The 14,326-nt window shown below is 47.4% G+C and carries 9 protein-coding genes; 1 reads left to right on the top strand and 8 read right to left on the bottom strand.

The features are described 5' to 3' along the window. Positions 1 to 27 precede the first annotated feature (27 nt). Positions 28 to 5,277, bottom strand: a complete 5,250-nt coding sequence (locus NSQ20_RS14730; protein WP_340032849.1) for an S-layer homology domain-containing protein — start codon at positions 5,275 to 5,277, stop codon at positions 28 to 30. A gap of 453 nt (positions 5,278 to 5,730) precedes the next feature. Continuing rightward, the gene (locus NSQ20_RS14725; RefSeq protein ID WP_017688769.1) at positions 5,731 to 7,287 is read right to left on the bottom strand and encodes an ABC-F family ATP-binding cassette domain-containing protein; all 1,557 of its coding nucleotides are present in this window, start codon (positions 7,285 to 7,287) and stop codon (positions 5,731 to 5,733) included. A 197-nt stretch (positions 7,288 to 7,484) separates the two neighbouring features. Here NSQ20_RS14725 and NSQ20_RS14720 point away from each other — a divergent pair, with 197 nt between their 5' ends. Then, positions 7,485 to 7,958: an SET domain-containing protein gene (locus NSQ20_RS14720; RefSeq protein WP_340032848.1), complete on the top strand. Its 474-nt coding sequence runs from the start codon at positions 7,485 to 7,487 to the stop codon at positions 7,956 to 7,958. 230 nt (positions 7,959 to 8,188) lie between these two features. Here NSQ20_RS14720 and NSQ20_RS14715 read toward each other — a convergent pair whose 3' ends face one another. The 6 genes from NSQ20_RS14715 to NSQ20_RS14690 all read right to left on the bottom strand — a co-directional run bounded on the left by NSQ20_RS14715 (position 8,189) and on the right by NSQ20_RS14690 (position 14,250). Beyond that, positions 8,189 to 8,797, bottom strand: coding sequence for a DUF1349 domain-containing protein (locus NSQ20_RS14715; RefSeq protein WP_036608539.1), 609 nt, complete (start codon positions 8,795 to 8,797; stop codon positions 8,189 to 8,191). A 57-nt stretch (positions 8,798 to 8,854) separates the two neighbouring features. After that, positions 8,855 to 10,201 (bottom strand): NAD(P)/FAD-dependent oxidoreductase, encoded by a 1,347-nt coding sequence (locus tag NSQ20_RS14710; protein ID WP_340033029.1) that lies wholly within the window; start codon positions 10,199 to 10,201, stop codon positions 8,855 to 8,857. A 50-nt stretch (positions 10,202 to 10,251) separates the two neighbouring features. Then, a complete protein-coding gene (gene opuFB, locus NSQ20_RS14705) occupies positions 10,252 to 11,766 on the bottom strand; it encodes an osmoprotectant update ABC transporter permease/substrate-binding subunit OpuFB (RefSeq protein WP_340032847.1) in 1,515 nt (504 codons plus the stop codon). After that, positions 11,759 to 12,733, bottom strand: a complete 975-nt coding sequence (locus tag NSQ20_RS14700) for an ABC transporter ATP-binding protein (RefSeq protein ID WP_076318059.1) — start codon at positions 12,731 to 12,733, stop codon at positions 11,759 to 11,761. Before NSQ20_RS14700 ends, opuFB begins: the two co-directional genes overlap by 8 nt. A gap of 220 nt (positions 12,734 to 12,953) precedes the next feature. Next, positions 12,954 to 13,814, bottom strand: a complete 861-nt coding sequence (locus tag NSQ20_RS14695) for an ergot alkaloid biosynthesis protein (protein ID WP_340032846.1) — start codon at positions 13,812 to 13,814, stop codon at positions 12,954 to 12,956. Beyond that, a complete protein-coding gene (locus NSQ20_RS14690) occupies positions 13,804 to 14,250 on the bottom strand; it encodes a nuclear transport factor 2 family protein (RefSeq protein ID WP_051447078.1) in 447 nt (148 codons plus the stop codon). The genes NSQ20_RS14695 and NSQ20_RS14690 overlap by 11 nt, the downstream gene beginning before the upstream one ends. Positions 14,251 to 14,326 lie beyond the last annotated feature (76 nt).

Below are 14,326 nucleotides of genomic sequence, written 5' to 3'. Positions count from 1 at the left end.
TTCACACGCTACGATTCTGGTGTATCATCATTTATTCCATACCAGTTTGCTCATCATCGCATATAACAACGTAGCCGATTCGGCTCTGGTCGCTTCGGCAAGTGGTTTCACCTCACCGTTGTACCCGTGAGCGATGCCCAGATACACAAGTAATGCCACACTATCCCGGGCATAGGAGCGAATCTCGGAAGCGTCGCGGAAACGAGTAAGGTTATCTGTTACAGCCGTCTCGGAGTCAACCAGTCCAGCCGCCGCAAGTGCCCTCACTGTCAACGTCATCATCTCTTGACGAGTGATCGTGGACTCTGGCAAGAAGCGCCCGTCACCGGTACCACTCGTGATACCTAGCGAACGCGCAGCTGTAACTGCTTCGTAGTACGGAGCATTTTCGTTTACATCAGAGAACGCATTCCCGGATGCAGCATTCAAACCCAGCGCAGTCATCAACCATTGCATGTATTGGCCGCGGGTCATCTCCTCTTTTGGATGTAACTGCGTGGAATCACCGCTTGCCTCAGCATCAATTACACCTCGGACAGCCAAAGCCTCCATTGCTTTCTTGGCCCACTGCACTTCTGCAAGATCTGCGAATGTCTGCTCCACAGACACAACAGCATAATTTCCTGTGAGTGATGTTACAGAAAATACAAGCTGCCCGCTGTTTGGATCGTAGTAACTTTGCGGCAATGGGGTTGCCACACCGTTCGCGCCAATGGCAAATGCTACAATCCGATCCTGCTGAGCATTTTGTGAGGATTGGAAAGGCAGACGAAGTATTAACTCGCTTTCCGATGGCCAAGGTTGACCATCCAGTCGAAGTTCAAGCTGGACTCCATATTTCGTGCCGAGCTGATCTGCGACTGTTTTTGGCAGCTCCGTTCTGACCAATCGGATTGATGCAATCCCATCACCAACTATATCCTTTGTTAACAGTGTCGCGGGAAGCTCCAACATTCCCAGCTCTGTAACAATGTTGAACACATGTGACTCGCCCTGATCTATTAACGCAGAGGCAGGCAGAGATACTTCATATACCGTTGCTCCCGAAACCGGCTTCAGCCGAAGTTCGACCAAGCGCTGACCCGCATCTGTTGAGGGGGCAACTTTAAAAGCATCTTTAATCGTTGAAACATCCACGTTGGACTGCACTACACCCTTCTGATCAGACTGTCCCTGCAACTCCAGAACAGAACGGTCCTTCTCCGGTTTAGGTTGTGGTACCGCATTCTCTGCACTTGAGTTACCACTTCCGGATTGTCCGCCATTGCTGGATGAACCAGAACCATCTCCTGGATTTCCACCGGAATTGCCGCCTGGATTTCCACCGGAATTGCCGCCTGGACTACCGCCCGAACCAGGGTCCGTGCCTCCAGGGGAAGGAACAGATGTCGGCACCTTCACTGTCAACGGTATAGTCAGGGCTCTACTGTCGTCAGAAGTTCGAGTAATTTCCAACTCCAGTGTTACTGTTGTTTCCTTGGATGGTGGGACAATCGTTCCATCGGTTTGAATGACCGACGGTACCGAACTGGAAGCGATCTTCACCGTGAAACCTTGCGGCACGGATGGTAACTTCAGTTTTTTTGCACCTGCGGAAGGCTGTTCCAATGCTGTGATGCCTGTAGCTTCATCGGCAGCGCTCTGCTGAGCCGTGTGCACCTGATAAGCGGAAGATACACCTCTCAAGGATTGCCCCGTCGCATCAAAAGCTTCCACTTTGTAATAATATTCCGTGCCAGGGTTCAGTTCACTGTCCGTGTACTCCCGTCCATTGCCGCTGTAGACCACCTTATACTCTCCTTGCTCACGATCTGAGCGGTAAAGCTTGTAGCTTGCTGCACCAAGATGAGCATCCCAGCGAAGCGTTGCGCTCGTTGAATCTATCGCATCAGCAATAAGGCCAGCACTATCATTTGCAGGTGGCGCGGCGTCAGGTTTAACGATCATAATCCAGCTAATCATCGGGTCCTGTGATGCCGTATTACGCACGGTCAACTCCAGCTTGTTGTCCGACACGCTGATGCCTTTGTTGGCTCTAACACTGGCAGGCGTAAAAGTAACTGCACCGGTATTGGCGCCATTGATGATGAAATTCGCCCTGCGCGATGTATTGGTCCACGGATCGTTGAATCCGGCGTAGACATCGTATGTCCCGTTTGGCACATCAAATCTATAGGTTAAGTCCGTGCCTTTAGGAGAATTGCTGACATTACCACCGTTCAGATAACGTACGGTCGAGAATATATCCCCGCCATTCGAACCGGATGCCAGTGCATCTGCGCTGACATAACCCCAATTGTGTCCCTCAGCCGGAGCGTACATCTGGTCCGCCGTTCCCGGGTTCGCAAGCGTTCCCTTCATATAAGCACCCATGAGACTGTAATCAGCCGTTTCGTAACCTCCGCTGTTCACGAAATACAGTGTATTCTCCGGAATGACATTTACGCGAACTGCCTGCTTTTTGTTGTTATATTCCGGTGTCGTTACCTGTAATGTGAGCGGTCCTGGCTTGGCAAAATCCTCTGCCGTCATGGTCCGGTTATCAATCGTCCATACTGCTGGCGTTGATACCAGTGCTCCACCGTCGCGCACATTCAATGTTGTTGGCAGGGACGGTACTTTGCCTAACGCCACGGCTTCTGGCAACGGATCAGCAATATCTACCTTTCCCATCGAATTCAGCAGATCAGGTGTCCAGCTGTTATACCACTTGATCGCGATGTCGGAGCCTATTCCAAACTCAATTGGCAAGAACACATATTTTGCAGCATCATTCGAGAAATTACCACCATTCCACGTATCCCCCACGTAAATGAATTTTCCTTTTTCCGGATCGACCGGAATGACGGAAGTGGTCTGTGTGCCAAATGCTTTTCCTGGATCGGGATCACTCGGCAACGTGCGCACGAACGGATTGGTCTGCGTTGACCACGGGCCAAAGATGTTGTCCGCCACCGTCACTTTGTTTTCGTTAGGGGCCCAACCGGAAGCTCCGGAAGTCAAAATATAATATTTCCCCTGATACTTGAACATCGCCGGTGCTTCACGTTGCCCTCCCGGGAACACACGCACGTAATCGACGCCGTATTCCGCCTGATAGGTGGAATCTCGTACCGGATTGCCTTTGTCATCCGTTCGTCCTTCCTTATGCCACCCTGTTACGTCACTGTAGTCTTCATTCAGTTTGGAGATATACAGCGTCAGGTTTTCCTCACTGGAATAGATCAGATAGCCAGTGCCGTCATCGTCCTTGAACAACGTCATATCACGTGCCATACCCTTATCGGTTGGGAAGAAATCTTTCTCCCCTTCGGGAGCTCTGTCCATCCGGTAACTCTTCTGATACACAAAAGGCCCTGTTGGAGAGTCGCTGATCGCATAACCGGCCCGTGCCTTACCATAATTCGCATTATCGTTATAGGGGTCTTTGTCGCCGTCCATGTGGGCCCACATCACGTATTTCTTCGTTTTGTCGTTGTAGATGACCTTTGGTCGTTCAATAATCCGTCCTTTGCGGATATCTGCCCAGATATCCACGCGGTCTTCACGCCCCGCATACAATTTGGAGATCAACGGGTCATTGTCAAAATCATCCATGGATTGAAGTGTTGTTAAAGCCATGCCTTCATCCTTCCAATTCATCAGATCCTTGGATGAATACACACGCACACCAACAGCTGGCCAGCCGCCCTTATGATATTCGCCATACCAGTAATAGGTCTCCGTCTGTTCATCATAGAAAAAGCCAGCCCCATGAGCATCAATCGGCTTCCCGTCCAGATCTGGCCACAATTGCCCCGGTGTAATGCTTGTACGAATCGTCGCAACACCACGCGGTGCGGATGCTGGAGAAGTTACACCGTCCACGGTCGCCTGAATGATGTAAAAATATCCTGTGCCCATCGTTAGACCGCTATCGTTATACGTGTTTTCTTTGCCACTATAGACCTGCTGATATGTACCCGTAGCGCTGGTTGCACGGGACACGGTATATGTTACATCAGATCCAGGCAGGACATTCCACCCCAGAGAGATTGATGTATCCGTCACAGCTGTGGCGGCGAACTCTGCTGGAGAGTCAATGGAGTACGTCGTGGCTTCTGCAACAGTGAATGCTGACTCACCTGCTGCATTATAGGCCGTCACACGATAGCTGTAGCTGGTGCCCGGCTCAAGTGCATTATCCGTGAATGTGAGCCCTTTACCTTCATAGATTTGCTCGTATTGCTCACTTCCAGCTTCGGCCCGAACCACGCGATAACCAGTTGACTTGTCCACAGTGGACCAAGATAGCTTCACGCTTGTGGCATTAGGTGCTTCGGCCTTTAATTCGCCAGGAGCCTGTGGTGCCGCCGCAATCGTCCGAACTTCCAGAGGAGCAGTCCATAATGACTCGGTTAGACCTCCATATTCATAAGCAATCTTGTAATAATACACCGTATCCCCGCTTAATCCTTCATCCGTGTGTCCCAAAGTCCCGGTATTGGTTACCAGGGAATAACCGCCTTCAGGCGTAGAGGAACGGTACAAGCGATAGGCTGATGCACCCGCGATTTCAGACCATTGCAGTGAAACCGAAGACGCCGTCTGCTCAGCAATGGAGAGCTGAATATCGTTCCCAGCCAGTTGCTCGGCAATGATCACGTCATCCATATGTACCGACTGCCACTTATTTCGAATGCCAACAACACCTGACCCAATGGAAGAATCGTTTAAATCAAATACCAACCGATCGGAGCCATTTTCGGCGATATATCCTCGAATGGTGGCACCCGACAGCACTATTTTGAGTGTGTACCACGTATCTTTGGCAAACGCATAGTCCACCGTTTTCAACGTTGTATCGCCGTTATTCACCTTTTTGCTGAAGACCAATTTGTTGTTAGGTACCTGCATTTGAAAATAATAATAGTTGCTCTTATCCTGAAACCGCGGCAATATTCCCGGATATCCTTGACCGGCTCCCGTGTAAAAGCGCATGGACACGGTCATGTCCGACATGGAGTCTCCAGTAAAGATGATGCCTTCATTGGTATCGCTCTGGAAAAGCGTAAAGTTGGACGCATCTGTCGGGTCAGCGAACACTTCCCAGTTGCCTGAGCTTACGTTCCACGCGGGTGATTCCGTGAAATTCCCATCCGAAAAATCGTCCTGCAACAATGTGGCGGGTATACTGCTCAGATCGGCATACGCCTTACTCGGCAGCATCAACGGTCCCGAAGACAGCGCAAGTGTTGCTGATAACATAAATATCATGGGTTTCCTGAGTTTATCCAATGTTCATTCTCTCCTTTGGCGTGAAAGATGAAAGCATGGTTCTTGTATGCGCGGTGTTGTTGTTCAGCCTATACTCAGCAACCAGTGGTCAGTAACGAGCTTTTGTTCACCTCCTTATTTTAATGAAACCGGTTTCATTGGAGTGCAAAAAAAGACCCGTCTTCCCTTCTAAGTGCAATGATACCCATACGGAATACCGTGTTTTCTTTGCCCCTATGCAGTGAAACAGGTTTTTAACATATAAATGTAATCGCTTTCCTGAATTATATTATTGCCTTATTCAAGCTGTCAACTGTGAATTGGGCTCAAACATTTTTCGTTAAAACCACGCAAAAAAGGCGCGAGTTCTGCCTGTTTTGCAAGCAAAATTCGCGCCTTTTCTCACGCTTCGAGCTTGTTCGCAAGCTCGCACGTGATTCGTAATCAAAAGCGGACTTTTTGAACAACCTCTATTTAGAATACTTTCGTGGTCCACGACTCACAGTTCCACGTCTCCGTAACGACATCACGGTAGAATTCCGGTTCGTGGGAAATCAGAAGAATACTGCCTTTGTAGGCCTTGAGCGCACGTTTCAACTCTTCCTTGGCATCAACGTCCAGATGGTTCGTCGGCTCATCGAGCACAAGCAGGTTGGTTTCATTATTGATCAGCTTACAGAGACGCACTTTAGCTTTCTCCCCACCACTTAGTACAGCTACCTTGCTCTCAATGTGTTTTGTAGTCAAACCACATTTTGCAAGTGCAGCACGCACCTCGAATTGGGTATAGGAAGGGAACTCCTGCCAGATCTCTTCAATACATGTATTGTAGTTGGCATCCTTCATCTCTTGCTGGAAGTAACCAATCTCCAGATGTTCACCGCGTTGAACGGTTCCTTCCAGAGCTTGAATTTCACCCAGAATACTGCGCATCAGGGTTGTTTTACCGATTCCGTTCGCACCAACAAGGGCAATCTTCTGCCCACGCTCCATACGCAGATCCAGTGGTCTGGACAACGGTTCGTTGTATCCAATTACAAGACCTTTGGTTTCGAAAATGAGCTTGCCGGATGTTCTTGCATCACGGAAGTTGAACTGCGGTTTCGGTTTCTCCTTGGCGATCTCGATGACATCCATCTTGTCGAGTTTCTTCTGTCTGGACATCGCCATATTACGTGTAGCTACACTTGCTTTGTTACGCGCTACAAAATCCTTGAGGTCAGCAATCTCTTGTTGTTGGCGCTTGTACGCCGACTCCAGCTGCTGTTTTCTCATCTCATGAACTTCCTGGAAATGATCATAATCGCCCACATAACGAGTTAGATTCTGGTTCTCCATGTGATAGATCAAGTTGATAACACTGTTCAGGAACGGAATATCGTGAGAAATGAGGATAAATGCATTCTCATATTCCTGCAAATAACGTTTCAGCCATTCGATATGCAATTCATCTAGATAGTTCGTAGGCTCATCCAGCAGCAAAATATCGGGTTTTTCCAGCAGCAGCTTGGCAAGCAGGACTTTGGTACGTTGTCCACCACTCAGGTCATTGACGTCCTTATCCAGACCGATATCCGTCAGACCCAGACCACGTGCGGTTTCATCCACTTTGGCATCGATCATGTAGAAATCCTGGTTTGTCAGCGTATCCTGAATCGTACCCACGTCTTCAAGAAGTTGTTCAAGCTCCTCCGGTGTAACATCGCCCATTTTGCCATACATATCATTCATTTCCTGTTCCATGTCAAACAAATACTGGAACGCGCCGCGAAGTACGTCACGGATCGATTGGCCTTTGTTCAATACAGCATGCTGGTCCAGATAACCAACACGCATCCGTTTGGACCACTCCACCTTGCCTTCATCCGGCTGAAGTTTTCCTGTAATAATGTTCATGAAGGTGGATTTACCTTCACCATTGGCCCCGATCAGACCAATATGTTCGCCCTTCAAGAGGCGGAATGAAACGTCGTTAAAGATAGCACGGTCACCAAAACCGTGACTTAATTTTTCTACATTTAATATGCTCATTCATGACACCTTTTCTATATAGACTTAATTCTTTGTATATTATAAGCGTTATATCCTGCACAACTCAACGCCCTATTAAAAAATATTGCACCTTTTTGTCTGAAATTTGCCTTATATGAAAGTATGGGTTAAAATTTTGCCTTAACGAATTACTACTATATAGAACGGAGCTCTTCGAAGAGCATCAGGTGAAGATTATGATCGAAGTGAAACAATCCAAGTTAGGTGATGGTGGTGAGTTTAACCGCGGGGTATTTGCTACCGTTGATATTGCCAAAGGAACGCTTATCCATCAGGCACCCGTTGTGCCTTACCCAAATGAAGATCATGAGCATGTCGAAAAGACGATTTTGGAAGATTACGTGTTCGAATATGGGGCGAATCATACCGCCATTCTGCTCGGTTACGGCAGTCTGATCAACCACTCTTATGAACCTAACGCTACTTACGATATCAATTTTGATAACCATACCTTTGACTTCTACGCTTATACAGACATCAAGGCTGGCGACGAAATCGTAATCAATTACAACGGTGAGGAAGACAGTATGGACCCGTTATGGTTCCTGGACGATTACGAGGAGCGTATGCTTGAGTTCAATAAGTCCAATGATGATGAGGTTGAAAAAGAGACCGAACCCCAGTCCCTGGATACGGGCACGAGTAAATAAACGTTAAACTCAAGTAATGTTCGCAAGCACTATATTGTATGTGCAAAAAGAACTCACTGACCCCGGTGAATGATGAAATGAGTAACTGGAGACTTTTCACAGTCCAAAGTTTAAACACAAAAATAAGCAAGTCCTCCGTCAATGGAAGACTTGCTTATTTTTGTTGTCTTGCTTTCTAAGCCAGGTACACGTGTTCATGTTTCATGGTTTATCGTGCATCTTAACTTGTTTTAATCTGTAATCGGCGGATCTGTATGCAAGTCTTGATCGGGTGTCGTGGATCTCCACTTGGTAAAGGCTACCTCGAACCCTGCACGCTTTGGTGAACACAGAAATGGACCTGCGTGTTTGTTCGTCGGATAGGCAAACCGTGCAACCCGAATCGTACGCCAAGGATGCTCATCTGTGCGAGCACGAATGACAACGGCCTCATTACTGTAGGAGGCTCTGATTGTTACGATTCGTCCACCCCACTCTGGCACAGGAGAGAGTGACCAATCGGAATATGTATCCGTCACGACGGCTCCAACATGTGCCACGCCATCATTGACCTCAACTCCGGCCTTGATCCATTGGTCTTCTCCATACCATAACATCAATCCCGCCTGATCATATAATTCGGTGAATGAGCTTAGATCAAACGATACCTCAATCGCTTCCGTTCCGTCCCATGGAGCAAGCATGGCATGTCCATCCCGATGACAGAACCCGTAGAATGTGTTCTCCCAGAAGTCACTGCCTTCCCGGGCTTCCACAACGAAACGATCCCCATCCATCCGTGCAGCAACGGGTTCCTTAGTCCACTTGCCTTCATGAAGCCCGATAAAATCCGATGACATCGTTATTTTCATCCTTTCTTCCGTCCCAAAGGGGGGGTCATCCTCACTTCATCACTTCTAAATTAAAGAACCCATATCCGATGCAGCAGTAGGATATGCAAAATTCATGGTGTTTAACTGATCGATAGTCAGATTGAACTGAATCGCCATTGCAAAAAGGTTAATCAATTCTTCTGTTTTGCTCCCGAGCACATGCGCGCCCAGAATACGCCCGGTTGATTTATCGATCACCACTTTGGCCATGGCAAATTTTTCATGAGTTCGCTTGTAAGTATACCATTTCGACATATCATTTACCTGCACCTCGTAGCCCTCTTTTTTGGCTTGTTCCGTGCTCATACCAACAGCTCCAAGGGCAGGGACAGTAAACACAATGGAAGGCATCACTTTATAATTAGGTTTGTGTTGATTTCCCTCCAACAAATTGAACGATACAGCCCGGGATTCCTGACCTGCTAACGGGGTCAAAGGCAACCCTTGCGTGTCAGTCACATCGCCAGCAGCATACACTCTCGGATTACTTTCACTTTGCAAGTACTCGTTCACCGTAATCCCCTTTTTGCTGTAGCTGACGTTGGCTTTCTCCAATTCCAGCCCATCCACATTAGGAATACGCCCCGCTCCATGAACGACAAGTCCGCACTGCCACTGGTGTTCTGCACCATTACGTGTGCCATGAACAACATAGGCGTTCCCCTCTTGCCGTATGGACTTCACCTCCGCGTTCAAGTGAACATGAATGCCGATCTCTTTTGATTTTTGCAACAAAGATTCTACCAGCTCCACATCAAACGACTTCAGAGGCTGTTCACTCCGATGCAGGATATGGACTTCCGTCCCGGCTCTGGCCGCAATATGCGCAAACTCAAATGCAATGTATCCACCGCCTACCAGAACTAAACGATCCGGCAACTGTTCCAGATCCAGAAAGTCATCACTATATATAAGATGCTCTGAGCCTTCAATCTCAAGTGGTGCAGGCCTTGCACCGGTAGCAATCAGAATGTGTTTACCATGGAGCACTTCTTCTCCAATTTGAATATGATTTTCATCGACAAATGAAGCTTTACCATGGAACGTATCCATTCCGGCCTGTTTGAATTGATCTTCACTTGCTCTAGGTATGCTCTCGGTAAAGGTGCGTTTAAAGGCCATAAGTTCAGACCAGTTGATGGTCGCCTGTCCCTGAATTCCTTTCCCTTGCATCCGTTCATTCCAGTCAATCAGCTCAGCCGCTCCAGCCAGCACTTTCTTGGGATCACAGCCACGCAGTGCACACGTTCCGCCGAACTCACGTTCATCAATTACAGCAACTCTCCAGCCAGCTTCAGCGCAACGGGTGATAACAGAGCTTGCCGCGCTTCCTGTTCCAATTGCAATCAAGTCATACGTTTCTTGTGTCATCATGGTTCCTCCTCATCCTTTTGGTGCATCTATTGCAGGGATGCCTGAAGTTACAGCAATCCAGCCTGTTTAAGGTACTCTGCTGCAACCTGTTCAGGATTCTCTCCCTCTACGTTCACGTCATAGTTCATCTGACGCATCTCGTCATCCGTAATTTTTCCAGCAAGCTGACTCAGCACCTCAACCAGTTGTGGATATTGATCTGCCGTTTCTTGACGAAGCATCGGCGCACCTTGATACGGCGGGAACAATTCCTGGTCATCCTCCAGCACAACGAGTTCATACTGTCTCAACTCACTGTCTGTGGAGTAAGCATCAACGAGATTAATATCTCCGCGCTGAAGAGCACCATAGCGAAGCTTGGGTTCCATTGTTGCAACGTTTGGGAATTCAATCCCATACTTTTTCTGTATGCCAAGGTATCCGTCTTCCCGATCCGAGAATTCAAGTGTGAATCCTGCTTTGATCTGCTTCTCAACCGGTTTGAGATCCGAAATGGTCTTGAGATTGTATTGATCTGCGATGCTCTTTGGAACGGCCAACGTATACGTATTGTTGTAATCCATTGGGTTCAGCAGCACCATGTTGAACTGGCTTAACATTCCGTCTCTTGCTTGTTCGTAGACCTCTGTTCGATCCGTACTCACAGCCGTTTCCTTCATAAATTCGGAGATCGCTGTCCCCGTGAATTCGGGATAGATGTCAATATCACCCGACTTGAGTGCATTGAAAAGGAATGGCGTTTTGCCCAATCCGGGTTTTAGTTCAACGGTCAGGTCTGTGTCTTTTTCGATTAACAATTTGTACATATTAATGAGAATTTCGGGTTCGGCCCCCAATTTCCCGGAAATGACGAGATCCTTCTGTCCACCACGTGCCACGAAGGGAATGGTAATCACAAGTATCGCGATTATTGCCAGCGAACCAAGGGTAACCAATGTTTTCTTGAAGGATAACCGCTGGAACTGACGTAATAGTACATCAAACAAAATCGCCAGCAATGCGGCCGGAATGGCTCCAAGGATGATCAATGCGGTATCGTTCCGATCAATGCCCAGCAAAATTAATGCACCCAAACCTCCTGCGCCGATCAAGGCAGCAAGTGTCGCCGTTCCTACAATAAGCACCATCGCGGTCCGAATTCCGGCCATAATGACAGGCATCGCCAGTGGCAGTTCCACTTTGATTAGACGTTGCCAACTATTCATGCCCATCGCATTCGCCGCTTCCACCATGGAAGGATCAACTTCGGATATGCCTGTGTACGTGTTGCGGAGTACCGGAAGCAGCGCATACACCACCAGTGCAATGATTGCAGGAAGTGTGCCTATGCCGAATAACGGGATGAGCAATCCGAGAAGCGCCAAGGAAGGTATCGTCTGCAACACAGCCGTAACCCCAATAATCGGTTCAGCGACTTTTGGCTTGCGTGTCAGGTATACACCTAGCGGAATAGCGATGAGGACAGCAAAGAACAATGCGATAAATGAGATCTGAATATGTTCCAGCAGAGCAGACAACAACTGACCTTTGCGCTCACTGAACACCTCCGTGAATCTACTCATGTTCTTCACCTCGTTCCTGTAACTGACCAGACCAGTATTTCATCAGATCAACTCGACTGATCTCGCCAATAATCTGGCGGTTACGTTCAACCAGCAGATGGTCATGGGAAGCCATGATATCAACTAATTCCGTTAACGTAATGGATGCAGGAACGGCAGTTTTAGCTGATTTTGGCACCTGACCCGGTGAGAGTGGTGACATGATGGATTCGAGATCAAAATCAGATTGTGAACTCGTATCGGTGTTAGGACTTCCAACAAATTCACGTACGAAATCATTAGCTGGCTGTCGGATCAGTTCTTCCGGGGTACCTACCTGCAAAACCTGTCCATCCTTCATAATGCAGATGCGATCCCCCAGCTTCATCGCTTCCTGAATATCATGGGTGACAAACACAATTGTTTTTTTCATCTGACGCTGGATATCCAAAATATCATCCTGTAATTTCTCCCGACTCATTGGATCGAGTGCACTGAACGGTTCATCCATCAAAACTATCTCGGGATCGGCAGCGAGTGCACGCAACACACCAATTCTCTGCTGTTGTCCTCCGGATAACTCGGACGGTTTACGCTCACTGTACGTATCTCCGTGCAAACCCACCATATCCAGTAACGTATGTACACGCTCCTTGATTTGATCTGACTTCCATTTTCGGAGTTCAGGAACAACTGCAATATTTTCGGCAATTGTCATATGCGGGAATAGTGCAATCTGTTGCAGCACATATCCTATATTCCAGCGCAATTCGTGAATGTTGTATTCATCGATTGGGCGTTCATTAATGCGCACTGTTCCATCTGTTCGCTCAATCAGGCGATTGATCATTTTGAGCATGGTGGTTTTGCCACATCCACTCGGACCAATCATGACGAACAATTCTCCCTTGTTAATGTTGAGGTTAACCTGACGCAAAGCCGTTGTTCCATCAGGATATTGTTTTGATACATTTTCGAACTGAATCATTCGCTCTCTTCGCCCCTTTATCTAGGGCGTGTCTCAGACACGCCCTAACATTCATCTTCATCTATTTCCCCAAAAGTGTGTTCGTATAATCACTGCTTTCCTTAGTGTCCCTGGTTAGGGAGAGATTCATAGCTGAATCAACGATGTCAACATGCTGCTAGACATGCAAAAAGACGGGCACTAGGCACCGTCTTCTCATAATATGAAAATGTTTCTTCCATTATTTCCATACTTCCATATGATTCTGAATAAATTGCTCGAATGAAATCGGGTTATTCCCCGTTAATTTTTTCCCCGTATCCGTCGTTTGATCTTCTCTCCCCTCCTCCCGGATAGGCACATCCAGTCCTGCGAGGGCAGCAGCGTATTCTTCTGACATTCCTGCGCGAATCATGCTATTCCTCAGTTCATCATCGGACAAAGATTCATGTTGAATGGACTGACCCAGTACATGGCTCAAGACGTCTGCAACCTGTCCATAGGACAACGTCTCCGGCCCTGTAATGATATGCTCCGTATTATGAGGAACAACATCTGTCAGAGCATGGAACGCAACTGCCGCGATATCATCTGCACTAACAAATCCAATTTTCCCGTCACCCGTAGCACTGTAAATTTTTCCGAGTTGTTTCGTTGTCTCCCGATGCGGTCCCTCCGTAAAGTTCTCCATAAAATAGGAAGGCTGCAATACAGCCCACTCAGGAGCATGGGCTTTTATATACTGATGTACTTTGCCAAATATAGGACCCTCTTCATCAATTGAAGCACTGCCAAGTAAAACGAATCGCTTAACGCCGTTCCACAATGCTTCCTTGATGAACGGAATGATGACGTCTTCTGGGTTCATATCCATGACTGGCATGACAAGGTATACCTGATTCACATTTTTCAGCGCCAGCGCATATGTCTCGGAATCATACCAATCAAAATAGACATAATTATCGGCAGAACCAGAAAGAGATGGTTTAGTTCTTCCTGCCAAACGCACCGGATAATGATGCTTTTGAAGTATGGCCGCAACACGGCTTCCTGTCTTTCCATTAGCTCCGGTAATAAGTGTCAACGGTTTATCATTGATCATGCTTGTTTCCTCCTAAGTCCGATTCGAGTACGACCATCGGATTCCAATAGTCTTTATAATGTGTAATTTTTCCATTAGAGTGGCTCACTACAGAGATGTACGTTTGGTTGTATGGCTTGCCTGTAACTAATGAACGCCCTTTACAAGTAAATTCAGCCACAAACTGTTGTTTCGTGGAATCAGCCAAGATCACCGGTTCAGAAAACTGCTGAATTTCAATCATCCCCAGTAGATTATGAAGATGATTCGTAATTGCGGCTTTGCCTTCCAGTTTCTGAGGATATCCTGCTGGTGCATATGGGAATTCGAAAATAGCGTCAGATGTATATAACTCCAACCATTGTTCCAGTTTTCCCTCCAGTAGCAATTGAGTAAATCCATGCATGATCCGATACGGTATATTATTGCCCGCTTCCAACTGCTGAGATTGTGTCATCCTTATTTCCTCCTTCAGTTTGTTTGGTGTTTTTTTCCAGACCAATCGGTCTATAATAGTCAAAAAATAAACGCCC

It is taken from the genome of Paenibacillus sp. FSL K6-1122 (assembly GCF_037977015.1).
Classification (GTDB): Bacteria; Bacillota; Bacilli; order Paenibacillales; family Paenibacillaceae; genus Paenibacillus; species Paenibacillus amylolyticus.
This window is presented reverse-complemented; position numbering and strand designations above follow the sequence as displayed.